The sequence below is a fragment of the Paenibacillus turicensis genome, assembly GCF_017873435.1.
Lineage (GTDB): Bacteria > Bacillota > Bacilli > Paenibacillales > Paenibacillaceae > Fontibacillus > Fontibacillus turicensis.
The window spans coordinates 80,527-105,288 of the sequence record NZ_JAGGKG010000003.1; the positions used below are offsets into that span (position 1 = coordinate 80,527).

Annotated in this window: 22 protein-coding genes; 19 read left to right on the forward strand and 3 right to left on the reverse strand. The window is 39.8% G+C overall.

Going from position 1 to position 24,762, the window contains the following annotated elements; all coding sequences use genetic code 11:
* Positions 1-213: 213 nt before the first annotated feature.
* Both J2Z32_RS04415 and hemW read left to right on the forward strand, forming a co-directional pair.
* Entirely contained in the window at positions 214-2,544 is a 2,331-nt protein-coding gene (locus J2Z32_RS04415; RefSeq protein WP_210087967.1) for a glycoside hydrolase family 95 protein, read from the forward strand.
* Between the two features lie 197 nt (positions 2,545-2,741).
* A complete protein-coding gene (hemW, locus tag J2Z32_RS04420) occupies positions 2,742-3,941 on the forward strand; it encodes a radical SAM family heme chaperone HemW (protein WP_483414183.1) in 1,200 nt (399 codons plus the stop codon).
* A gap of 220 nt (positions 3,942-4,161) precedes the next feature.
* Here the strand turns inward: hemW and J2Z32_RS04425 are convergent, their stop codons facing one another.
* Positions 4,162-5,493, reverse strand: coding sequence for an aminotransferase-like domain-containing protein (locus tag J2Z32_RS04425; protein WP_210087969.1), 1,332 nt, complete (start codon positions 5,491-5,493; stop codon positions 4,162-4,164).
* A 198-nt stretch (positions 5,494-5,691) separates the two neighbouring features.
* On the opposite strand from J2Z32_RS04425, the gene J2Z32_RS04430 reads away from it, so the two are divergent.
* From J2Z32_RS04430 to J2Z32_RS04490, 13 genes are all read left to right on the forward strand, one after another.
* Positions 5,692-6,615, forward strand: coding sequence for a DMT family transporter (locus J2Z32_RS04430; RefSeq protein WP_210087970.1), 924 nt, complete (start codon positions 5,692-5,694; stop codon positions 6,613-6,615).
* A gap of 84 nt (positions 6,616-6,699) precedes the next feature.
* Positions 6,700-7,173 carry an N-acetyltransferase gene (locus tag J2Z32_RS04435; RefSeq protein WP_210087971.1) on the forward strand — a complete coding sequence of 158 codons (474 nt, stop codon included), beginning with the start codon at positions 6,700-6,702 and terminating at the stop codon, positions 7,171-7,173.
* A 500-nt stretch (positions 7,174-7,673) separates the two neighbouring features.
* Complete coding sequence (gene hrcA / locus J2Z32_RS04440; protein WP_210087972.1) at positions 7,674-8,708, forward strand: heat-inducible transcriptional repressor HrcA; 1,035 nt, start codon at positions 7,674-7,676, stop codon at positions 8,706-8,708.
* Positions 8,709-8,777: 69 nt separating this feature from the next.
* Positions 8,778-9,383: a nucleotide exchange factor GrpE gene (gene grpE / locus J2Z32_RS04445; protein WP_425342980.1), complete on the forward strand. Its 606-nt coding sequence runs from the start codon at positions 8,778-8,780 to the stop codon at positions 9,381-9,383.
* An 89-nt stretch (positions 9,384-9,472) separates the two neighbouring features.
* The gene (gene dnaK / locus J2Z32_RS04450) at positions 9,473-11,314 is read left to right on the forward strand and encodes a molecular chaperone DnaK (RefSeq protein ID WP_210087973.1); all 1,842 of its coding nucleotides are present in this window, start codon (positions 9,473-9,475) and stop codon (positions 11,312-11,314) included.
* Positions 11,315-11,449: 135 nt separating this feature from the next.
* Positions 11,450-12,571: a molecular chaperone DnaJ gene (gene dnaJ / locus J2Z32_RS04455; RefSeq protein ID WP_210087974.1), complete on the forward strand. Its 1,122-nt coding sequence runs from the start codon at positions 11,450-11,452 to the stop codon at positions 12,569-12,571.
* A 187-nt stretch (positions 12,572-12,758) separates the two neighbouring features.
* Entirely contained in the window at positions 12,759-13,472 is a 714-nt protein-coding gene (locus tag J2Z32_RS04460; protein ID WP_210087975.1) for a response regulator, read from the forward strand.
* A 135-nt stretch (positions 13,473-13,607) separates the two neighbouring features.
* Complete coding sequence (locus J2Z32_RS04465; RefSeq protein WP_210087976.1) at positions 13,608-13,976, forward strand: hypothetical protein; 369 nt, start codon at positions 13,608-13,610, stop codon at positions 13,974-13,976.
* A 144-nt stretch (positions 13,977-14,120) separates the two neighbouring features.
* On the forward strand, positions 14,121-15,092 hold the full coding sequence (gene prmA / locus J2Z32_RS04470) for a 50S ribosomal protein L11 methyltransferase (protein WP_210088179.1): 972 nt from the start codon (positions 14,121-14,123) through the stop codon (positions 15,090-15,092).
* Positions 15,093-15,099: 7 nt separating this feature from the next.
* Entirely contained in the window at positions 15,100-15,786 is a 687-nt protein-coding gene (locus J2Z32_RS04475; protein ID WP_210087977.1) for a site-2 protease family protein, read from the forward strand.
* A gap of 69 nt (positions 15,787-15,855) precedes the next feature.
* Entirely contained in the window at positions 15,856-16,620 is a 765-nt protein-coding gene (locus tag J2Z32_RS04480) for an RsmE family RNA methyltransferase (RefSeq protein ID WP_210087978.1), read from the forward strand.
* 4 nt (positions 16,621-16,624) lie between these two features.
* Entirely contained in the window at positions 16,625-17,965 is a 1,341-nt protein-coding gene (mtaB, locus tag J2Z32_RS04485; protein ID WP_210087979.1) for a tRNA (N(6)-L-threonylcarbamoyladenosine(37)-C(2))-methylthiotransferase MtaB, read from the forward strand.
* A 136-nt stretch (positions 17,966-18,101) separates the two neighbouring features.
* The gene (locus tag J2Z32_RS04490) at positions 18,102-18,533 is read left to right on the forward strand and encodes an NUDIX hydrolase (protein ID WP_210087980.1); all 432 of its coding nucleotides are present in this window, start codon (positions 18,102-18,104) and stop codon (positions 18,531-18,533) included.
* On the opposite strand, the gene J2Z32_RS04495 is transcribed toward J2Z32_RS04490, so the two are convergent.
* A complete protein-coding gene (locus J2Z32_RS04495) occupies positions 18,507-19,481 on the reverse strand; it encodes a Na/Pi cotransporter family protein (protein WP_210087981.1) in 975 nt (324 codons plus the stop codon). The two genes, J2Z32_RS04490 and J2Z32_RS04495, sit on opposite strands and share 27 nt — an antisense overlap.
* Positions 19,482-19,581: 100 nt before the next feature.
* On the opposite strand from J2Z32_RS04495, the gene J2Z32_RS04500 reads away from it, so the two are divergent.
* From J2Z32_RS04500 to J2Z32_RS04515, 4 genes are all read left to right on the forward strand, one after another.
* The gene (locus J2Z32_RS04500) at positions 19,582-20,955 is read left to right on the forward strand and encodes a class I SAM-dependent rRNA methyltransferase (RefSeq protein ID WP_210087982.1); all 1,374 of its coding nucleotides are present in this window, start codon (positions 19,582-19,584) and stop codon (positions 20,953-20,955) included.
* 69 nt (positions 20,956-21,024) lie between these two features.
* Positions 21,025-21,540 (forward strand): peptide-methionine (S)-S-oxide reductase MsrA, encoded by a 516-nt coding sequence (msrA, locus tag J2Z32_RS04505; protein WP_210088180.1) that lies wholly within the window; start codon positions 21,025-21,027, stop codon positions 21,538-21,540.
* A gap of 281 nt (positions 21,541-21,821) precedes the next feature.
* A complete protein-coding gene (locus J2Z32_RS04510) occupies positions 21,822-22,388 on the forward strand; it encodes a sigma-70 family RNA polymerase sigma factor (protein WP_210087983.1) in 567 nt (188 codons plus the stop codon).
* Positions 22,385-23,257, forward strand: a complete 873-nt coding sequence (locus J2Z32_RS04515) for a DUF4367 domain-containing protein (RefSeq protein ID WP_210087984.1) — start codon at positions 22,385-22,387, stop codon at positions 23,255-23,257. Before J2Z32_RS04510 ends, J2Z32_RS04515 begins: the two co-directional genes overlap by 4 nt.
* 445 nt (positions 23,258-23,702) lie before the next feature.
* On the opposite strand, the gene J2Z32_RS04520 is transcribed toward J2Z32_RS04515, so the two are convergent.
* Positions 23,703-24,713, reverse strand: coding sequence for an alpha/beta fold hydrolase (locus tag J2Z32_RS04520; RefSeq protein ID WP_210087985.1), 1,011 nt, complete (start codon positions 24,711-24,713; stop codon positions 23,703-23,705).
* Positions 24,714-24,762: the final 49 nt, after the last annotated feature.

Genomic DNA, 24,762 nt, shown 5'->3' on the forward strand with positions numbered 1-24,762 from the left:
TGGGGATTTTTTAATTTTTTGAAAAGTTACGCCTTTCCCTATCATTTTTTTAGAATTATATATAGTTTGAAGCTAGTATTAACTGCAATGAATAGAATAGTATATTTAATAAGTACAACAGGATAGATACATGTATATTAAAATCAAAATTTATGCAATTACTCTTATTTAATATTTTATGTAAGCGTTTTAGTAGAACGGAGGTATTCATAGATGAAGCTTTGGTACGACAAACCTGCAGGAGCTTGGAACGAAGCCTTGCCACTTGGTAATGGAAAGTTAGGCGCCATGGTGTATGGCAGTGTCAATGTTGAGCAGGTTCAACTGAATGAGGATAGTGTGTGGTATGGAGGCCCAAGAGATCGAAACAATCCAGATACACTGACGCATTTGCCACAAATCCGTGACATGATTTTTAACGGGCAAATTAAAGAAGCCGAAAAGCTAGCTGCTTTTGCATTAACAGGTGTGCCAGAAGGACAACGTCATTATGAAACGTTAGGCAATTTATTTCTCTTTTTTGATGAAGAAGGAGAGGCGGAAAACTACCATAGAGCGCTTGATTTAGAGACAGCAACAGTAACCAGCTCATTTACTAAAAATGGGGTGACATATCATCGTGAAGCTTTTACAAGCTTTCCTGCTGGGGTATTTGTTTTACATTTAACTGCCGATCAATCCGGATGCTTATCTTTTCATACCCAACTTGCTAGAGGCAATTCAATCTGGAATCGTGATCCCTTTTCAAAATATACGTTTAAATATCAGGTTGGCTTTAATGCCTATGTGGATGAAAATAGAGCATTGTCACAGGACAGTGTATATATGAAGGGAAGATGTGGTGGGGAGGACGCGGTTTCCTTTGCAAGTGCGATGAAAATAAAGGTAACAGGTGGAACTGTACAAACGATTGGAAACTCGATTATCGTCGAAGGTGCAGATGAGGCAACTATTTATTTAGCGGCGGCTACGACGTATAGAGAATCTGATCCTTTAGGTTATGCCGTAAAAGTAATAGAGCATGCAGCTTTACAAGCTTATGATGAGCTGAAAAGGGAGCATATCGCAGATTATCAAGCTTTGTTTCAGCGTGTACAGTTTAAGCTAGGGACTTGTGGAAATAGTGAAGATGGTCGAAATGATCGAAACGATCTGGATCTGAATCAGTTACCAACAGATGCTCGTTTGGAACGTGTGCGAGCAGGAGAACGTGATGATGGTCTCATTCCATTATATTTTCAATATGGACGTTATTTGATGATTGCAGGGAGTCGTCCTGGTTCTTTGCCATTAACACTACAAGGCATCTGGAATCAAGATATGTTACCTGTGTGGGATAGCAAATATACGATTAATATCAACACACAAATGAACTATTGGCCTAGTGAAGCATGTAATCTAGCGGATTGCCATCTACCTTTATTTGATTTAATAGAAACAATGCGTGAGCCTGGAAGAGTAACAGCTAACAAAATGTATGGGTGCAACGGCTTTATGGCACATCATAATACAGATATATGGGGAGATACAGCGACACAGGATGTATGTCTAAGCTCTAGCATCTGGGTAATGGGGGCGGCATGGCTTTGTCTACATTTATGGGAGCATTATGAATATAGTCGGGATTTGGAGTTTTTAGCTCGTGCCTATGAGACGATGAAGGAAGCGGCCATTTTCCTTTCTGAATATCTGATCGAGGATCACGAAGGAAGATTGGTCATTTGCCCCACGATTTCTCCTGAAAATGAATATGTGTTACCTAATGGAAATGTTGGTGTATTGTGCTCAGGTGCATCAATGGATGCACAAATTGCTACAGCTTTATTTGAAAGCTGTATTGAAGCCGCAGAGGAGTTAAGCATCCAAGATGCATTTGTTTCTAAACTAAAGCAGCAGCTTCAAAAAATACCACAACCTCAAATTGGGCGTTATGGTCAAATTCAGGAGTGGGCGGATGATTATGAAGAGGTGGACCAAGGCCACCGACACATCTCCCATTTATTTGCTTTACACCCTGGGAAGCAGATTACAATGAAGAAAACCCCTCAGTTAGCACAGGCTGCGCGTGTCACGTTAGAGCGGCGGTTACAGCATGGCGGTGGGCATACAGGGTGGAGTCGCGCATGGATCGCAAATATGTGGGTGCGTCTACAAGATGGACAACTTGCTTATGAAAATATTGTGGCTTTGTTAGGGCATTCCACCTTACCTAATCTTTTTTGTGATCATCCTCCTTTTCAGATTGATGGAAACTTTGGGGGAACCGCGGCCATTACGGAAATGCTTATGCAAAGTCATGGAGGCGAAATTCATTTATTACCTGCGATTCCTTCTCATTGGACAGAGGGTAGTGCAAGTGGATTAAGGGCTAGAGGTGGTGTTGAGCTTAGCTTTAGCTGGAAGGATAGTAGACTTGAACAGGTAAGCATTAAAGCCTCTAAGACAAGCACAATTTGGATACGCTGTGGGCAAGATGCTGCTCAATTGCAGGTGGTCTCAGGTGAAACCTATGAATTAAATCATTATTTAGAGCTGATAAAGTAAACTGTTGCTTGTTGAATCGACCTTTTGCCTAATGATATTGATTTCATTTTAGGTTAAAGGTCGCTTTGTTGACGACATCTATTAAATCCATTATGCTAATCAAGTCTTTACACAGTTATATAGACAATCAAATTAAAGACAAGATTGGAGGCATAGCCATGGATAATACAATTCACCTGCAAAGTGAAAAGCAACAAATTACAACAGAAACAAATCGTCATGACTCGCAATACACATCGGCTGCGCCTAATGCAGTTTATATACACATTCCTTTTTGTACAAATAAATGCTTCTATTGCGATTTTAATTCCTATGTGCTGAAGGATCAGCCTGTAATGGATTATTTACGTGCTTTAGATCGTGAAATGGAATTAACGGTTGCTCAGAATCCTCCTGAGCGAATTGATAGCATCTTTGTTGGTGGAGGTACGCCAACGGTGCTTAATCCTGAAGAAATGGACTTTTTCCTTACGTCTGTGCGTAAGCATTTTTCTCCATGGGCAAAGGATATGGAGTTTTCGATGGAGGCAAACCCAGGAACAACGGATTTAGAGAAGCTAAAGGTCATGAAGGCGGGCGGAGTTAATCGCGTTAGCTTTGGTGTACAAGCCTTTCAAAATAAATTATTATCGGATATTGGCCGAATTCATAATACAGATGATGTGTATCGTAGTCTTGATAACGCACATAAGGCAGGGTTAACTAATCTTTCGATTGATTTGATGTTTGGTTTACCTAGGCAGACGGTTGAAATGTTAGATGAAAGCATTACGAAGGCACTTGAGCTGGATTTACCCCATTATTCGATTTACAGCTTAAAGGTGGAGGAAAACACCCTTTTCCATACGTTATATAATAAAAATCAACTGCCTCTCCCTGCCGAGGAAGATGAGCTTAAAATGTATTTGCTGCTGATGGAACGGATGCAGGCGGCAGGCAGAATGCAATATGAAATTAGTAATTTCGCGAAGCCAGGTAAAGAAAGTCGTCATAACATTACGTATTGGCGCAATGAGGATTATTATGGCTTAGGTGCTGGCGCACATGGTTATGTAGGTAGACAGCGGCATATTAACGTGAAGGGAGTTAACCCTTATGTGAAGGCATGTGCTGAGGGTTTGCCACGTATGCAGCAATTTGAGGTTTCACAAAACGAAGCGATGGAGGACTTTGTAATGGTTGGTTTACGTATGCTTAAAGGGATGCGTAATGACGACTTTAGAAAGCAGTTTGGTCATTCGTTAGAGGACATATTTGAGGCTCCCTTACGTAAGATGCTCAATTTGGGACTCATTCAGCAGCATGAGGATCAAGGTGGCTATCAGCTAAGCCCAAAAGGGATATTATTTGGAAATGAAGTCTTTGCCGAATTTATTGGGATTTTAACAGAAGAGTAGAAGAGTAATGGAACATTAAAAGATTAAGATTTATAGGCTGTATGCTTCTGTAAAGGGAGCAACAGCCTTTTTTGTTGTTGATATAAACTTTAGTTCCGTTCATTTCTAAATTTTTCTGCACGCTTTAAATAAGCAACAATAAGTGGATGCGGATGTTCAGGTGTGGAGCTTAATTGAGGCTGAAAAAGTGTGGCAACACCTGACCTCCTTCACTTCAATTTTATAATTCTTTCATGATCGTTTTAATTCCTTTTTTAATATCCTCCGAAGCTACTCGGGACACGTTCAATTTCAAATAATGCTCGGGCTGAGTACGTCCAATATAATGGGAGTCCATCATATCAATAATAATATTGTGTTTCTTTAAACGGGTACGTAATTCACCTATAGACACATTAGGTGCCAAGGTTAAGCAACTATGGATACAAGGGATCGATGGAGCAACATATTTTATTTTGTCCTCTACAAATGAATTACAGGAGCGTAATTCACGATGCAACACTTGACTTCTTTCCTGATATTGCCCAACTATTTTTCCAATATGACTCTCGAACATTCCACTTTTTAAATAAATTTCAAGTGCACCTTGAGATAACATCGAGCTGTCAATATCATGCACTAGCTTGTAACGCTGGAAGGCATCGATAAGAGCGTTAGGGATAACCGCCGTTCCAATTCGCAAGCCCGGAAAAATAACTTTTGAATAGCTTTTTAAATAAATGACATGCTCATGTTCATCATAAGTATATAAAGGATCATTTTTACCTGTATCTAGGTCTGCTAAATAATCATCCTCCACGATATAAACATCATATTTATGGGCTAATGCTAAAATATCCAGCTTTTGCGCCTTTGTAAAGGAAGAACCAAGTGGATTATGAAAACGTGGCATCGTATAAAAAAATTTGATCTCCCCTGTGCTAAATAGAGCTTCTAGTTGCCCCATATCAATCCCTGCTGCTGTACGCTGAATCGTGCGATAAGGTAGACCACTTGCTTCAATATATTGAATAAATAAATGATAACTTGGCTGCTCCAGCAAAATAAATGATTTTTCATTTGGAAAAGGTAAGGTGGATAAAAGCGCTAGTGCTTGCTGTACCCCTGACATAACAAAAATATTGCGTGCATTCGTAAACACTTGATATTCCATTAGTAATTTACGCATAACTTCAATTAAAGCAGGAAGCCCTTGTGATGTCCCATAAGTAAATAAATCTTCTCGGTAAATATCAATGGCTTTATTAATGCAATGTCTGAAATCCTCGTAAGGAAAAATAGATGGATCGGGGGATGAGGCAGAAAAATCGATCAAGCTTCCGGGTAAATTACAAAAAGGAGAAGGAGATTTAACAACGTAATAGCCGCTTTTTGGAACGGAATAAATGACGTGGCGACGCTCCAATTCCATTAGTGCACGTATAATCGTATTTTTTGTATAGGGATATAGTTCGGTTAGCTGACGGATAGAGGGCAAACGTTGTCCATCTTTATAAGGTGTAGTCTGGATTAACTGCTCTAATTGCTGCATGAGGGCTACATATTTTAGCATAAGCTTGAGATCCTTTCGTGAGTTTGGCAACCACTAATTTAAATAATGAGACATTTATAGTTAGGATTGCTAACCTTATTCTGTACGGGTACAGATTACTCTTTTCATGATTGTAGCACAAGGAGAGTTGGTTTACGATAAAGTTACATTCATCAGTATGAATTATAAGCTACATTGAATAAGAAGGGATGATCGTTTATGACGAGACAAAATTATAAATCATATTTGGCCGCAATCTCTTATAGTTTCATTATTGGTTTTTCATTTTTATTTATCAAATTTACGTTAGTAAGTGCACACCCGCTAGATACGTTAGCACATCGGTTTACAGTTAGTATGGCTGCAGCAGTTTTAATCTTATTATTTTTTAAAAGAACGCGCTTCTCAGTAACGTGGAAACAAATTATGGCGATTTTGCCGTTAGCTATCCTTTATCCGTTGATGTTCTTTTTATTTCAGGTATTTGGATTGAATTTTAGCTCGACGACAGAAGCTGGCATTTTTCAAGCTATGATTCCGATCTTTACGATGTTTTTAGCCGCAGGTTTTTTAGGAGAACGTCCAAATCTTTATCGAAAAATTGGAATTGGGTTATCGGTATGTGGGGTTATTTTAATTTTTGTGCTAAAGGGTGTAAACATCGGTTCAGCGAGTATGCTTGGTGGTGGGTTAATTTTAATATCAGCTTTCTCCTCTGCTGGCTACAATGTTTTTGCGCGTAAGCTGGTACAAAATTATAACGTTTTTCAGATGACCTGTGTTATGTCGGCGATTGCCTTTATATTTTTTAATGTATTTGCAGTAGGAAGACATATGGTGGTTGGTGACTTAAATCTATTTTTCCAACCATTTTTAGACTTGAAATTTACACTATCCATTTTATATTTGGGTATTCTTTCTTCATTATGTACCTCCTTTTTATCCAACTATGCATTAATTGAGTTAGAGGCTTCACAAATGAGTTTGTTTGCCCATCTAGCTACACTTATTACTTTAGCAGCCGGGGCGTTTATTTTAGGGGAGCCATTAAGCTACTACCACATTATTGGAGCATTATTGATTATAGGTGGATTAATATTTGCGAATTTGCAGGTGAAAAATAGTTCAACACAAAAATCGTAAAAAAGCTGACATAAACCTCTTGCAAACTTATACACTATAATGTATATTTATTCGTATGAATTTGCGTCTTGGGAGGAATGTGTGATGAGTATACCTGCTGTAGTTGTATGTAGAAAGGCAAATCTAAATGATGTAGAGCCTTTATTTGTGATGATTGATGATTATGCCAAGCGAGGTATTATGCTCCCAAGGTCACGTGAAGTGTTACAAAGACAAATTAATGAGTTTGTTGTTGCCGAAGTGGATGGAAAAGTAGTTGGTTGTGGTTCGTTATGCCAGTTAGGTGATGATCTCGTTGAAATTCGCTCCCTTGGTATTATGGAAGGTAATAAAGGACGTGGATTAGGTTCCATGATCGTAAACGAACTAACAGAGGAAGCACGTCGTAGGGGCTTATTAAAAATTATGGCGTTAACCTATGAGGTTTCCTTTTTCCTGAAAAATAATTTTGCTGTTGTAGATAAAGAAATTTTCCCTGAAAAAGTATGGACAGATTGCGTGTTTTGTCCAAAGCAACATGCCTGCGATGAAATTGCGGTGTACAAAGTATTAAACTGACATAAGTTAGAAAAATCAATTACTACCTTAACTGACATGATTCAAAATGTCAGTTCAACATACTACACCTAAATTTAATATGGAATTGTGAATGAAATATTAAAATTGAATTGATTAAGGGAACGGAGAAAAATTTTAACTTTGAAAGTTGCACTTAATTTCTGCTTTAACTTCGGCAGGAATACTAAGCGAAGTGTAGAGGGATTGTGGATCAATGGAATGGTCGCATTTAAAAATTTATTTCTACCTTGAAGTATTTTGTTTAATATAGAAATTAATTTTTAACAGCGAGAGAAGCAACCCTCTACATGAGCGACACGTAATTTTTCGTAGTTCCTTGCTCTTCAATTTTATTTCATCCACAATTGCCCTCGCCTAAAATACCGAACTGACTTGACAATGCTCATGTCAGTTTGGTATTTTTGTATTAGTGATTAGCACTCATTAGAGTTGAGTGCTAACGAGTGAAAAAATCTTAGTCTTTAGGAGGGAAACCTGCGATGTTAACAGAGCGCCAAAGAATGATTTTAACTGCAATTGTCGATGACTATATTACTTCAGCGGAGCCTGTCGGCTCAAGAAGTATCTCGAAACGTGGAGACGTAGCATTTAGTCCAGCTACCATTCGTAATGAAATGGCGGATCTGGAGGAGCTTGGATTTTTAGAGCAACCTCATACTTCAGCAGGACGTATTCCTTCACATAAAGGGTATAGATATTATGTTGATCATATTAAGCCAATCAATTTAATTTCACCAGAAGAAGTGATTACATTAAAATCCTCTTTTGCAGAGAAACTAAATGCAATTGAACAAGTGATTCAACAAGCCGGTTCTATTTTATCGCAAATGACAAATTATACTTCGATTTTGCTTGGACCTGAAATTTTTCATACCTCATTACGGCATTTTCAGTTGTTGCCGTTAAATGAAAATCATGCCGTAGCGATCATCGTGACGAATACGGGACAGGTTGAAAATAAGACCGTACCGATTCCACCAGGTGTCTCCATCTCCGAAATGGAGAAGGTGGTGAACCTACTTAACCATAAATTAGTAGGTGTACCGATCTACAAATTGAAATCAGCAATTTATAGTGAAGTTGGTCAAGAAATGCAGCGTTATATTGATCATTATGAGGATTTAATGCACATGGTTGATCATGCACTAGACGGTAGTGGCTCAGAGGGACAACGCTTATTTTTAAGTGGTGCAACTAATATGCTGACACAACCAGAGTTTCGTGATGTTGAGAAGGTAAAAACGATTTTAGATTTACTTGATGAAACACCTACCGTTTTAAAAATGCTGACCTCAGCATCTACAGGAAGTGGAATACAGGTCAAGATTGGTACTGAAAATGATCACGAAGCATTTTCAAATTGTAGTTTAATTACAGCAAGTTATGCAGTTGAAGGTGAGGCAATCGGTACGATTGGAATTTTAGGTCCTACTCGGATGGATTATGGTCGTGTTATGGTGTTGCTGGATTTATTATCTAAGGATTTACCTAAAATATTAGCACGTCTTAGCTAAGCTAAGCTTTATAGATACAAACTTTTGCAATCTAATGAACACTTGTAGTAGGTTAAGGAGGTGAACAGCTTGAAGGACAAACAGAAATCTATGAATATCAATAGTGAGGAAGAAACAATGGAAACGATGAATGCGAATCAAGAATATACAGATTCTGATGCTGTGGAGGATGTTAATGAGTCAACTACAGTGAATCAAGAGGAGCAAGCAGTTGATATGAAGGATAACTCCGAGTTATCAAAGCTGCAAGCAGAATTAGAAGAGCAACAGCAGCGTGTGCTTAGAACACAAGCTGATTTTGATAATTTCCGTCGCCGTACACAAAAGGAAAAAGAGGATTTAGCTAAATATGCATCTTCATTATTAATTACAGAGCTTTTACCTGTTATTGATAATTTTGAAAGAGCCCTTTCCACTGGAACAGACAATCCCGAAGTTTCATCTTATGCTAAAGGTGTTGAGATGATTTTTCGTCAACTAGAAGGGGTGCTTAAGGCAGAAGGTCTAGAGGAAATGAATTCCGTAGGTCAGCCATTTAACCCTGAGTTTCACCAAGCAATTATGCAGGTGGAATCTGACGAATATGAAGAAGGTATTGTTGTTGAAGAAGTACAAAAGGGTTATAAGCTTAAAGATCGTGTGCTTCGTCCCGCAATGGTTAAAGTTAGTAGCTAAGACATAAAGCGTTTTTTAAAATGTCCAGTACTAAAAAATATACATTTGTACAACCCACATACTTATAAGATTTCAAGGAGGAACTATCCATGAGTAAAGTAATTGGTATTGACCTTGGTACAACAAATTCCTGCGTTGCCGTAATGGAAGGCGGCGAAGCGGTTGTTATCCCTAACCCAGAGGGTGCGCGTACAACCCCTTCAGTTGTAGGTTTCAAAAAAGACGGAGAGCGTGTTGTTGGTGAAACAGCAAAACGTCAAGCGATCACCAATCCTGATCGTACAATTAGCTCCATTAAAAGACATATGGGTACAGCACATAAAGAAAGTGTTGATGGTAAGGACTTCACACCACAAGAAATTTCTGCAATCATCTTGCAAAAATTGAAAGCTGATGCAGAAGCTTATCTTGGGCAAACTGTTTCTCAAGCCGTAATTACTGTACCTGCTTATTTCAACGACAGCCAACGTCAAGCAACTAAAGATGCTGGTAAAATTGCAGGTCTTGAAGTATTACGTATTGTCAACGAGCCAACTGCGGCTGCGTTAGCATATGGTCTTGAAAAATCCGAAGACCAAACAATTCTTGTTTATGACCTTGGTGGCGGTACATTTGACGTATCCATCCTAGAGCTTGGCGATGGCTTCTTCGAAGTTAAAGCAACTAGTGGTGACAACAGCCTTGGTGGTGACGATTTTGACCAAGTGATCATTGATTATTTGGTTGCTGAATTCAAAAAAGATCAAGGCATCGACCTTAGCAAAGATAAAGCTGCTGTACAACGTTTAAAAGATGCTGCTGAAAAAGCGAAAAAGGAATTGTCTGGCGTGTTAACAACTACAATTTCCTTGCCGTTTATTACCGTTGCTGATGGCGTTCCTCAGCACTTAGAATTAAACTTGACTCGTGCAAAATTCGAAGAGCTTTCTGCTGATTTGGTAGAACGTACACTTGTTCCAACACGTCGCGCACTTAGCGATGCAGGTTTAACTTCTGCTGATATTAATAAAGTTGTATTAGTTGGTGGATCTACTCGTATTCCAGCTGTACAAGAAGCAATTAAGAAATTAACGGGTCAAGAGCCACACAAAGGCGTAAACCCTGACGAAGTGGTTGCCCTTGGTGCAGCGGTTCAAGCTGGTGTATTAACGGGTGATGTTAAGGACGTTGTATTGCTTGACGTTACTCCATTGTCTCTAGGTATTGAGACAGCAGGTGGCGTATTTACTAAAATGATCGAGCGTAATACTACGATCCCTACAAGTAAATCTCAAGTATTCTCAACTTATGCTGACAACCAACCAAGCGTTGAAATTCACGTCTTGCAAGGTGAACGTGAAATGGCAGCAGGTAACAAAACACTTGGACGCTTTATGCTTGGTGATATTCCACTTGCACCTCGTGGTGTGCCACAAATCGAAGTTTCCTTTGATATTGATGCAAACGGGATCGTTAACGTTTCTGCTACAGATAAAGGCACTGGGAAGAGCCAAAAAATTACAATTACCTCTTCTAGCGGTTTAAGTGATGAAGAAGTTGAACGTATGATGAAGGATGCAGAACTTCATGCAGACGAAGATAAGAAACGTAAAGAAATGGTTGAAGCTAAAAATAACGCTGACCAATTGATCTATAGTGTTGATAAAACAATTAAAGATCTTGGTGATAAGGTAGATGCTGCTGAAACTGAAAAAGCGGAAGCTGCAAAAGAAGAGTTGAAAAAAGCAGTTGAAACTGATAACTTAGATGAGATCAAAGCTGCAACCGAAAAATTAACAGAGATCGTACAACAGCTTTCTGTTAAACTATATGAGCAAGCTGCGCAAGAAGCAGGGGCAAATGGTGCTGCTGATGGTAATGCTGCAGGTGGTCCTGGTAAAGACAATGTAGTGGATGCAGATTATGAAGTTATTGACGAAGACAAGAAGTAAGCTACGATAAACATGTAAATGAACTGGTGAGCCGGGAAGGTCAAAGTGCGGGCGCTCCGCGCTTTGACTTTCCTTTTGCCGGATTAAGGGGACTTAATCCATATGCCAGTGATATAGACATATGGGGGTGGAAGAATGGCTGATAAACGTGATTACTATGAGGTGTTAGGACTTAGTAAAGACGCTTCTGATGATGATATTAAAAAAGCGTACCGCAAGCTTGCACGCCAATATCACCCTGACGTGAATAAGGCTGATGATGCGGAAACTAAGTTTAAAGAAGTAAAAGAAGCCTATGATGTGCTAAGTGATTCAGGCCAACGTGCAAGATATGATCAATATGGTCATATCGATCCAAATCAAGGAATGGGCGGTGGCTTCTCAGGTGGAGACTTTGGTGGCTTCGGCGATATCTTTGATATGTTCTTTGGTGGTGGCGGGGGTAGACGTGACCCAAATGCACCACAACGTGGAAATGATCTGCAATATACGATGACCGTGGAGTTTAAGGAAGCGGTTTTTGGTAAAGAAACAGACATTACGATTCCAAGAACAGAAAATTGTGACACATGTTCGGGTACTGGAGCGAAGCCAGGCACGAAACCACAGACTTGTGGCGTATGTCATGGTTCTGGTCAAGAAGAGGTTGTACAAAACACACCATTTGGTCGTATGGTGAACCGTCGCAGCTGTAGCAATTGTGGAGGCCGCGGTCAAATCATTAAGGAAAAATGTACGACGTGTCAAGGTAGCGGTAAAGTTCGTAAGCAACGTAAAATTCATGTGCGTATCCCTGCGGGTGTAGATGATGGAGCACAACTTCGCATGACAGGTGAAGGTGAAGGCGGATTACGTGGCGGCCCAGCAGGTGATTTATACATTATTATTCGCGTGAAGAGTCATGACTTCTTCGAGCGTGAAGGTGATGATATTTATTGTGAGGTTCCACTTACCTTTGCTCAAGCTGCACTTGGAGACGAAATCGAAATTCCAACACTTACAGAGAAGGTTAAGCTTAAAGTACCTGCAGGCACACAGACAGGAACCTACTTCCGTCTAAAAGGTAAAGGCGTTCCTCGTTTACGTGGTATCGGTCAAGGTGATCAACACATTAAAGTTGTGGTGGTTACACCTAGCAAGCTAAGTGATGAGCAAAAGGAATTAATGCGTCAATTTGCTGCATTGGATGGAGAGCAAACGCATGAGCATGAGCAATCATTTTTTGACCGTATGAAGCGTGCGTTTCTAGGAGATTAAACTTTGCTAATTTATATAATATAGGTCTTAACCTTATTAACAGGTCGACATCTTTCGATGTCGACCTGTTATACTATATAATGCAATATAGAGACATAACAAAAATTGTCTAGTAAGGGTGGTTTCCCTAAAGTAGAAAACCGAGGAATGGGGTCATATTTAGTGATGCTTAAAAGGAACCTATTTTATGATTAAGGTAATGATTGTTGAAGACGATCCGATGGTGGCTCAATTTAATCAGCATTATTTAGAGCAAATTGAAGGTTATCAATGCGTTTCGATGGTTACCTCAGTGGATGAGGCGATCGTAATGATTCAGGAGGTTAAACCACAGCTTATTTTACTTGACTTATATATGCGTAAAAAGGGAGGGTTTGATCTACTACGTTTATTGCGAAGTAATGCTGAAAATGTAGATGTCATTATCATTTCCGCAGCTAGAGATCCTGAAAGTATAAAGAAGGCATTGCAGTATGGTGCTGTTGATTATTTGATTAAGCCGTTTCATTTTTCTAGGTTTAAAGAGGCTTTAGAAAATTATAGAGATAGATTTGATAAGATGATTGGGATGGAGCATGTGGGCCAAGAAGATGTAGACCATCTCATTAAACGTTCCCACAACATGCAAACGACGGTTCATGAGTTGCCTAAGGGGCTTACGTTAGGAACCTTAAATATACTATGGGAAGTCATTAAGCAATACCGCCATGCGCTTTTTTCAACCGATGATATTTCAGCTAGCAGTGGGATTTCCCGTGTATCTGTCCGTAAATATTTATCCTTTATGCTTGAGATTGGTGTTTTAGAAAGTGAAATTTCTTATGGAACAGGTGGCAGACCTTTAGATCAATTCCGTGTTGTACCTGGGCAAGAAAATTGGATTCATCAATATAAGAACTAGGGTGAGTTTGAAACCGCCCTAATATTTTTGGCTGTTTATTGGCATTCTATTCCTTTAGAGGGGTTCACACCGCTGGAGCGACTGTTTTCTGTGTAGGAACCTTCTTATTATCTAAATGAAAGGGAAGAAAATGACATGGCAGAAAAAAATATTTTAGCTTATTTTAGAAGTCCAGAGGAAGCTGAAAATGCTGCTCGCAAGCTCGAAAGTATTCGAGTACAATCGTTATCCATCGATCGCTTTAGCAGGTATGGTGGCAACAGCTACGATTATAGTAATGTTATATCGGATACAATGAGAGGATTAGGATATGCGTCCTATTCAGGTTTTTTTGGGATCGCTAGCCAAGGTGTATTATCTGCTGCTGATCCATCCTCTAGTGGGATGAGTCATGGTGGAGCCGGTGGCCCTACGGGATACGATATATTACTCACTGTCATTGTTGACGATGCTTACCACCACCAAGCCTTACGTATTATCGAAGAAGCTGGCGGGAAAATATAAAATCCTCAAGGAGGGTTTTTACCTTTTTAGACTATGGGGTAGAGATCCTCTTATTTTCTCAAAATGCTAGTTGTTTTTTTGTCACTGCATGTATTCTATAGTACAATAGTAGTCATGCAAACATATAATGGAGGCGGAATTTTAATGATTTGGACTGAGATTACTATACATACAACTGAAGAAGCAGTTGAGATGATATCGAACTTTTTACATGAATCGGGTGCTGGTGGGGTTACGATTGATGAGCACGTAGATAATAGCAAACCAAGAGATACCTCGCTTGGACAATGGTTTGAAATTCCGCCTAACGATATTCCAGAAGGTGAAGCAAAAATTAGTGGATACTTTCGAGAAGGTATAAATATCGAAGAAGTGATCCAGGTGATTACGGAACGTATTGCAGAACTGAAGGATTACAATATCGATGCTGGTAAAGCAACCATAACTTCCAAGCCTGTGCATGAGGATGATTGGGCGAACAATTGGAAGCAATATTTCAAGCCACTTCGTGTATCTGAGAGGCTTACGATTAAGCCGACGTGGGAGGAGTATACACCTGAGAGCCCAGAGGAAAAAATTATTGAGCTTGATCCTGGGATGGCATTTGGGACAGGAACACACCCAACGACTTCACTATGCTTGCGAACATTAGAAAGTGTTATTCAAGAGGGTGACGAGGTCATTGATGTTGGTACAGGTTCAGGTATTTTGGCCATTGGAGCTTGTCAGTTAGGAGCATCACGTGTGCTTGCCCTTGATTTGGATCCTGTAGCGGTATCTAGCGCGACTGAAAATGTAAAGCTAAACAATTTAGAAGATGAGATCACTGTTATTGAAAGTGATTTATTGTCTGTAATTAAGGGAGAAGAGATGTCTTCTTCATTAGGCGTACAGTTGCCTGTACGTGTAGTTGTCGCTAACATTTTGGCTGAAATTATTTTAATGTTCCATGGCGATGTATATGAGGCGTTACAGCCAGGTGGGTATTTTATTGCATCAGGGATTTACAAAAACAAGGTTGAGGTTGTTGAAGCAGGCTTAACAGATGTAGGTTTTGAAATTGTTGAAATTAATCGTGATGAGGATTGGGTCGCTTTTGTAGCGAGGAAGAGGTAACTAGCGTATGGAGTTTTTAGATCGTCTTTTGTATTATCCTGTAGCACATATGCCGTTTTTTTTAATCGCAATTTTAATTGCATTTTCTGTACATGAATTTTCTCATGCTTATTTTGCCAATAAGTTTGGTGACCCAACTGCAAAGCTTTTGGGGAGAGTCACTTTAAATCCAGCATCACATATTGATTTTTTTGGTGCCTTTTTATTAGTATTTGCTGGTTTTGGCTGGGCTCGTCCTGTTCCCGTAAATAGAGAAAATTTCAGCAATCCACGTGTTATGAGCTTAATTGTAACTGCAGCGGGTCCGATAAGTAACCTCCTGCTTGGGATTGTTGGTACTTTTATTTATATCGGTTTAAATCATTTTGGCGTTATTTCTAATGTAAGTGGAGATACATTAAGCTCGTCATTAATATTGTTTTTCTACTATTTTAATTTTATGAACTACTTTTTATTTGTATTTAACCTTATCCCATTACCACCACTTGATGGTTATCGTATTTTAGAGGAGCTTGTTCCACGTTCAGCATTAGCTTCCTTAAAAAGAATTGAAAACTGGGCAATGTTTATTTTTCTATTAATATTAATCGTTCCTCAGATTCAAATGTATACGATTAGTCCGTTACGCAACTTTGCAATTACGTTGTATTCCGGGTTTGTTAATTTAGCTTTTAACTTATTTTCATTATTTTAGCGTTTTTGTTTGCTTATTATGATGATTAAGAAGTTTAGGATGATTTAATGAGATAAGGATGGATGACAGTTGCAACGTTATTTTGTACAACCAGAGCAATTTGGTGAGGAAATCGTGAGTATAACGGGTGAGGATGTTAAGCATATTGCTCGTGTCATGCGCTCACAAATTGGTGATAAAATTATTGTTAGTGATGGCGTCTCTAAAGTAGCTATTACTGAAATTGTGATGCTGGAGCAACAGGAGGTGCAGTCACGAATTATAGAGTGGCTCACCTCGAAAGCGGAACCTGAGCTACAAGTAACCATTGCTCAAAGCTTGCCGAAAGGCGATAAAATGGAGATTGTCATTCAGAAATGTACTGAAATTGGCGCGGCTACTTTTCTTCCTTTTTTATCAGAGAGAACCGTTGTTCAATACGATCAGAAAAAAGAAGCAAAGCGTACAGAGCGCTGGCGTAAAATTGCCAAGGAAGCGGCGGAGCAAGCACACCGTGATGTTGTTCCACAGGTATTGTCCCCTGTATCATGGAAGCAACTATTAGCTTCGTTAGCTGACTTTGATTTAGTATGTTTTTGTTATGAGAAGGAAGATGGGCAGCAGCTTAGGGATATTGTTGCTCCATTTGTGAATAGTATGTTACCTGATCAACAATATCGTGTGGCAATTGTCGTAGGCCCAGAAGGTGGCTTCAGCGAAGCAGAGGTGCTCGCGGCTGAGGCAGCAGGAGCAATATCTATTGGCTTAGGAAGAAGAATTTTAAGAACAGAAACAGCTGCAATGGCAGCTTTAACTTGTATTATGTATGAATCTGGAGAAATGGGAGGAGTCTGAAGCTATGCCGTCAGTTGCATTTTATACATTAGGTTGTAAAGTTAACTTTTATGATACGGAAGCGATTTGGCAGTTATTTAAAAATGATGGGTATGAGCAGGTTGATTTTGAGCAAACGGCGGATGTGTATTTAATCAATACATGTACCGTTACAAACACAGGGGACAAAAAGAGTAGACAAATTATTCGTCGTGCCGTGCGTAAAAATCCGGATGCGATTGTTGCTGTCACAGGTTGTTATGCACAAACATCACCTGCTGAAATTTTAGATATTCCTGGCGTGGATCTTGTCGTAGGAACGCAGGATCGGGATAAGCTCATGGATTATGTGCAGCAAATTCAGCGTGAACGCCAACCTATTAATGCGGTTCGGAATATTATGAAAACAAGAGAGTTTGAGGAATTGGACGTGCCTAATTTTACAGGACATACACGTGCATTTTTAAAAATTCAAGAGGGCTGTAACAACTTTTGTACATTTTGTATCATCCCTTGGTCTCGTGGTCTTTCTCGAAGCCGTGATCCGCAAAGTGTTGTAGCGCAAGCGAAGCAACTTGTTGCCTCAGGGTATAAGGAGATTGTGTTAACTGGGATTCATACTGGTGGTTATGGCGATGATTTAGAAGACTATAGCTTGTCTGATTTACTAGTAGACTTAGATAAGGTAGAAGGCTTAGGTCGTATTCGCATTAGCTCAATCGAAGCAAGTCAAATTGATGAAAAAATGCTGAATGTCCTTAAAAACTCATCTAAAATGTGTCGGCACTTCCACATCCCATTGCAGGCGGGGAGTAATGAAGTGTTGAAGCGCATGCGTCGTAAATATACGATTGAGGAATATGCTGAAAAAATTAAAATGATTCGCGAGTTTATGCCAGAGGTGGCGATTACTACGGATGTTATCGTTGGTTTCCCTGGTGAAACGGAAGAGATGTTCCGTGAAGGTTATGAAGCGATGAAGGCGATTGGCTTCTCAGAAATGCACGTATTCCCTTATTCTCAACGTACAGGTACTCCTGCGGCGAAGATGGATAATCAAGTGGACGAAGAGGTTAAGCACGCAAGAGTGCACGAATTGATCGAGTTATCAGAGAAAATGCAGCTTGAGTATGCCAAAGGCTTTGAAGGACAAGAATTGTTAGTGATCCCGGAACGTGATGATAAAGGGGTTGCAGGAGATGGTTATGTAATGGGCTTTAGCGATAACTATTTACAGGTTCGCTTCCCTTGCTCACAAGATGTGACAGGCAAGTTATGTCGTGTTAAATTAACCAAAGCAGGAATTAATACATGTGAAGGTGAACTGCTAGCTGTGAGTGAAGAACGTACACAGGCTGTCATATAATTAATAATCTATATCGTTTGAAATTAGTTTCTTTAACCAAGGATTTCGTCCTTTGTCAATAGAGTTGCGTATAAAGTCGTAGCTGTTGGCTTAGTGACCTGAAATCCTTGTTGTTAATTATAAGGAGATGAAGGATATGAATCATAAAGAAATTTCAGCGGGTGGTGTTGTATACCGCTATAACGGAGACCAACTCCAAATCCAATTAATTAAAGATCGTTATGGCAAAATGTCGTTTGCAAAGGGCAAGCAAGAGCCAGGGGAAAGTGTAGAAGAAACGGCTTTGCGTGAAATTGTAGAGGAAACAGGCATCGTGGGTGTCATTATGCAGCCAATCGATATTATCGCTTATCAATATCAACATCCAACCTATGGCACCGTAGACAAAGAGGTTCATTATTATTTAGTAAAAAGTGAAGGTGGGGAGCTTCGTCCACAGGTTGAGGAAATTCGTGATGTGGAGTGGTACGCTCCATTAGAGGCTTGGGAAAAGCAACAGACTGCTGGATACGATAATAATGATTTTATTTTACAAAAGGCGTTACACCTGCTTGGCATCGAGGCGTGACCATAGAGGTAAATAACAGATTGGCAAGGCTATGAGTGAGCAAACCACATTAAAAATCGTTTGAATATGGGCAATTTGACTGGATGGATCGGAAGAGAGCCATACAGCAATATAGTTTAGTGCAGGAATAAGTGGTAGAAATAAAATTGCCCCTGCAACATTTAAAATGACATGTGACCAAGCGACAAAGGAACCCGATCTTGTCCCCCCGATGGAAGCGATGAGCGCAGTGATGCATGTACCAACATTGGAGCCAAGCACCATTGCGATGCCAAGGCTCATAGGAAGAAGTCCCGTTCCTACAAGCCCCATCGTAATTGCAATTGTAGCTGCACTGCTGTGAATTAAGGCGGTAATGACAATGCCTGCAAGCACGCCCCATAAAATGTTGTCTGCCGCATGAGCAGTTAGCCATGCAATCGTGCCTCTTGCTTCAAGAGCAGGCGCAACGGATTGCATCCATTGGATGGCGATCATAATGAGGCTGAAGCCAGCTAGAGCAAGGCAGCCCAATTGCAGTGAACGAAGCCAAGCATAACTCTTTGTAAACGTTGGCATGTATGTATCCAGAAGCACAAGAACAACCCATACAAGCATACAAAGATAAAAAAGTGTGGGTCCCATACTAGCTAGATTGAGGGCAATCAGCTCAGTAGTTAAGCATGTACCAATATTTCCGCCTAAAATAATACCTAAAGTTTGAGCATAACTCATGATGCCTGCGTTGACTAAGCCAATGGTCATGACCGTGGTCGCCGTACTGCTTTGCAAAATCGCTGTAATGAGTGTGCTAAAGCATAATCCCCTCCAAGGGGTATGGGTGGAAACCTCAAGGATTTTTATTAAACGGGGTCCCGCCCATGCTTGTAATGAAACCTCCATCACCTTCATGCCAAAAAGAAAGAGGGCAAGTCCCATTGTCACTGGTAAAATGATGTCAGAAACCATTAACTCGCCCTCCCCCTTGGAATGGTGTACAAGTTATATGTATGTCAGTGGATTAGAAAATATATGTAGCAAAAAAATATGTAGGAGTGTGTGACTAAACGTGCCAGCTATACTTTTAAATAAAAATCGCAAAAAGAGACTAGAGCAAGCTCATCCTTGGGTATTTAACAATGAAATCGATGCAGTAGAAGGTGAACCAGCAGCAGGTAGTCTTGTGGAAATTCAAGACCATCGTCGTCGTTTTTTAGGTGTAGGTTATTATAATCCTGCATCACAAATTACAGTTCGTCTTGTTTCCTTTACACCGCTTGAAGTGATGGACACTGCCTTTTTTGTGGAGCGCTTTACTGCCTGTTTGCAGCATCGTAAACGTTTTGTTAAAGAAACTGCGTATCGCTTTGTGTATGGCGAAGCGGACTTTTTACCCGGTTTGATTGTTGACCGATTTAATGACACCGTAGTTGTACAGTTGCTAACATTAGGCATGGATCAATGTCGTGCTCAAATCGTGGAAGCATTAGTACAAGTATTAAAGCCTGTTCATATATATGAACGCAGTGATGTTTCCATTCGGGCGATGGAAGGGCTAGAGGAAGTGCAAGGGCCTTTGTATGGAGAGCGTACTCACCATGTGGTCATTGAGGAAAATGGGTTAAAGGTTTCTGTTGATATTGAGCAAGGACAAAAAACAGGTTATTTCTTTGATCAACGTGAAAATCGTGCATCGATTGAACCACTGATGTTAGGCTGGGGAGAACGAAGTGGGATTGCGATCGCGCCAATGACAGATGAAGCTGGCAATGTACGTCACGTCCCTGTGAACAACAAGGGTAAAGAGGTTACTTTCCCTTATTGGGATGGGGCAACGGTATTAGAGTGCTTTTCACATACGGGTAGCTTTACTTTACATGCTTGTAAGTATGGGGCCAAGAAGGTATCTTGTCTCGATATTTCTGAGCATGCCATTGAAAGTGCAAAAACAAATGTGGAGCTAAATGGCTTTGGTGATCGTGTGGAGTTTATCGTTGCTGATGCCTTTGAATATTTGCGTAGTCAGGTGAAGGGTCTTCAGGAGCGTAAGGCTCGTGCCGCAGGGATCTCCAAAGCGGATACCTCCGTACCTATGACAGCTAATGGTGGACGGACATGGGATGTTGTCATTCTTGATCCACCAGCCTTTGCAAAAACAAAAGGTGCTGTCAAAGGCGCGATGCGTGGTTATAAGGATATTAACTTACATGGGATGAAGCTCGTAAATGAAGGTGGTTATCTTGTAACTGCAAGCTGCTCCTACCACATGCAGCCAGAGTTGTTCCTGCAAGCGATTAAGGAAGCAGCGGAGGACGCTGGTAAGGTGCTAAGGCTGATCGAATGGAAGGCTGCGGGCAAAGATCACCCGCAAATTTTAGGAGTTCCTGAAGGGCATTATTTAAAGTTTGCAATCTTTGAAGTACGTAGTAAGAGCGAAATTTAAGTGTGAAAAGCAGATACATGTAACGTCAAGTGTATTCGTAAAAATAAGAATGGAGGGATGAGATTTATGCTGGAAAAGGCAACATTTGCTGGGGGATGCTTCTGGTGTATGGTAACCCCATTTGAGGAGCTACCAGGGATTCATAGCATTGTATCTGGATATAGTGGTGGGCATGTTGAAAACCCAACTTACAAGGAAGTAAAAACAGGCACGACAGGACACTATGAAGTGGTGCAAATTACTTATGATCCTTCCCTTTTTTCATATGAACGTTTGCTAGAGTTATATTGGCCACAGATTGATCCTACAGATGAAGGTGGACAATTTCAAGATCGAGGGCCGCAATATCGTACGGCGATTTTTTATCATACAGAAGCACAAAAGCAAGCGGCACTTGCTTCAAAGGAAGAGGTAGCTGCAAGTCAAAGATTTCCGGGGCCTGTCGTGACAGAAATATTACCTGCGGCTGTCTTTTATGAAGCGGAGGAATACCATCAGGATTTTCATAAAAAAAATCCGAAGGAATACAAAGAAGATCGCCGTCAATCTGGGCGTGATGAATTTATTGATAAGCATTGGTCTTAATATATAAAACGTAAAGTATATGCAGAAGTAATTTCCACAAAGGATATTGCTTCTGTTTTTATTTTTTTTAAGGCTCTATTTATAAATTAGTCCATGACAACGCTAGGAGTCTGATAGCTACGATCCAGAGCGATTTGAAGATTGTTGTTTTAGATTGAGCCCTTTTTAAAGTTATTTAAAGATTTATTGGATTGGTTTTTGTAATGGAATTGAAATACATACGTATTAACTTTTGAATTGCTTGGCCGAGTGATATCTTGGCGAAAGGAGAGTCTACAGTAATGTCAGAGCATGTAACCGTGTTTCCTTTCAAGCTGGAGGAGATAAAAGAAGAATTAGATATACCATTACAATTTACTGATATTTATGAAGCTTATTATAAACGGATTTTCAACTACGTTAGTTATCGTGTCAGTGGCATACACACCGCAGAGGATTTAACAAGTCTTGTATTTGAAAAAATACTAAATAAACTAAGTACCTATTCAAAGCAAAAAGCACCATTTGAGGTGTGGATGTTTGCAATAGCACGAAATGTCGTAAATGATTACCACAGAAAACAAAAAAAACGACAATGGTTTTCACTTGATGTTGTGCAACAGTTTGTATCAAGTAGAAAAGATCCAGAAATGCTGTTTTTAGATGAAGAGCGAAGTGACAAACTGATTACGGCACTTAATAAGCTGAATGAGCGAGAACGAAATTTAATCGCACTAAAATTTGGTGCTTGTTTACGTAATACTGAGGTTGCAGAAATTACTGGGCTTTCTGAGAGTAATATAGGAGTCATTCTTTACAGAGCGATGAAAAAACTGAAAAATGAACTTGGGAGTGTGGAACATTTATGAGTGATAAGGAGAGATATGTTCAGTTTCTGCAGGATTTAGAAGCGATGGAGCAGGGGAAACCACTTAGTAGCCTAAACAGAAATTTAGAAAATACACTGGAAACCCAGCAATTGTTGGAGCTAGCCACAGCACTTCATAATAAGGATTTTAGTACCACCTCAGACTGTAATAAAGTTTTATTAAAAGTACAAAAAATGACCAATAATCAGGAGGAAAATGGTATGAAAAATAAAAATAGATTTAAAACGCCGGCTATTGTACTTAGTGCAGCACTTTTTATGGGCTTACTTAGCATTACCATTGCGGCACCTTCATTTGCACAAAATATAGTAGATAAAGTATTAGCTTCCTTTAATTTAGGGCATATTCAGGTATCTCAAATGGAAACGCCAACTTCTTTACCTTCATTGTCTCAAGTAGAGCAAGAAAACGATAAAATCAAAATGATGAAAGCTGGAGAAAAAGATACAGATGATGATACTCTTAGCCTTAATAACTTTTCTGATTTAGCTAAATATACTGATTTTGATGTTTTACTTCCCACATATTTGCCAGAGGGATACACTTTTGAGCAAGCAAAATTATACAAGGATGCTGAAGGACAAATAAGTGGTAAGTATGTTAGTCTTTATTTTGCTAATAAAGTAACAAAGGGAACTATCTATATGCAACAACGGTTTCCAGATGAAGAAACTGCTTATGAAACAAGTACAGATGGAAAATTGGAACAATTAACGATTAATGGCGTTACAGCTATATTAATGGATGAACATAAACTCAACTGGGAAACAAAAACTGCTTTGTATAGTCTTTCGAGTAAAGATATAACTAAAGCAGACCTAATTCGTCTGGCAGAGTCCATTCGTTAGTAAAGCTTCATAAGTACAGCCTCCTACACCATAATTATATGGGCAGGAGGCTTTTTCTTGTTTTCATACACATTGAAGCCTCTTGTTTATGTTGTTCATGTTGTGTATATTGTTATGGTCAAAAATATTAATATTAGAAAGGCTCAATCTTGAAATTGGTTCTAGACCGCTAACCCAAACTAGCGAAGAGACAGAGCGATTCTGAAGGTTGTCTCTTAAAATCCGTACTTGACAATAAGCAAACATAGCGGAGGGGCAGGGAGATGGTGGAAAAGCGAAAGCGGCCGCCTTTAAGGTCACATTTCTAACTAAACTCATACACGTTATAAAAGAAATGGGAGCTTAACAGCGGTTGAAGCCACTCTCTGCACCGTAGCCTCTTCTCGCATAATATTGTCAAGCGCTGATTACTATGTTGAGCCTGATTTTAAGGACTAATTTCGAACTAGAGCCTTAAAAATTCCTTTAAATAATCATCAATGACGATGGAATCCTGCTCATTTTCGCCGATACCAAAGCAATGTCCCCACTTGGACTCAATAGGCTGATAAACTGCATTTGGCATATGTTGCACCTCAAAGGCATTATCCTCTGCTGGGAAAAATAAGTCGGAGGAGCCAGGCATAACAAGGGCGGGCATCTTGATTTTATTTAAAGCTTTTATGAAATCGTCTTTATCCTGCGGGTTATCGCTAATATCTCCATATATACCTGTACGTAGCATCGTAATTAAATCATTAGCATCAAACGATAGAAACACCTTGTCCCAATAATCCTCTAAATATGACTGTAATGTAGGGTATCCTCCGATTTTGTATAACTCCTCTAAATAATAAGCCTGTGAAAACCCCCAAGGCGCATAGCTACGTCCCATCGCAGCAAGTCCTAACGTCGGTGGCGTTTCATAAAAACCATTGTTCCATGCCGCATCTGCTTGTAATGCTGTAATAAGCGATTGAAATACAAGCTGTGCATGTGGTCTTGCTTTGGCTGTGCCACCAAACGGGGCAATTCGCTCAACCATGTCGGGATAACTTGTTCCCCATTGAAAGGTTTGTAGTGCACCTAATGACCAACCGACAACTAGCTTAATCTTCTTTATTCCAAACTTTTGTGTCACTAGCTGATGTTGGGCTACGACATTATCGTAAATAGAGACGTGTGGAAAATTAGCTTTATTAAAAGGAGCAGGCATATTGCTTGGTGAAGCAGATAACCCGTTACCTAACATATTAGGGATAATGATAAAATATTTGCTAGGATCAAGTGCTTTTCCTAATCCAATTAGCCATTCGTTATCACTGTGAGTTCCTGCAAACCAAGTAGGATAAACGATGACATTATTTTTTTCCTGATTCAAAGTTCCATACGTTTTGTACGCTAAAAAGGCTTGGGGAAAAGCTTGTCCTGATTGTAATATGAAGTTTTCAAATGGGAAAATCTCATAATCCTCCATTATGTTGTGTCCTCCTGTAATTGACTATTTACATTGATATAAGCTGTTC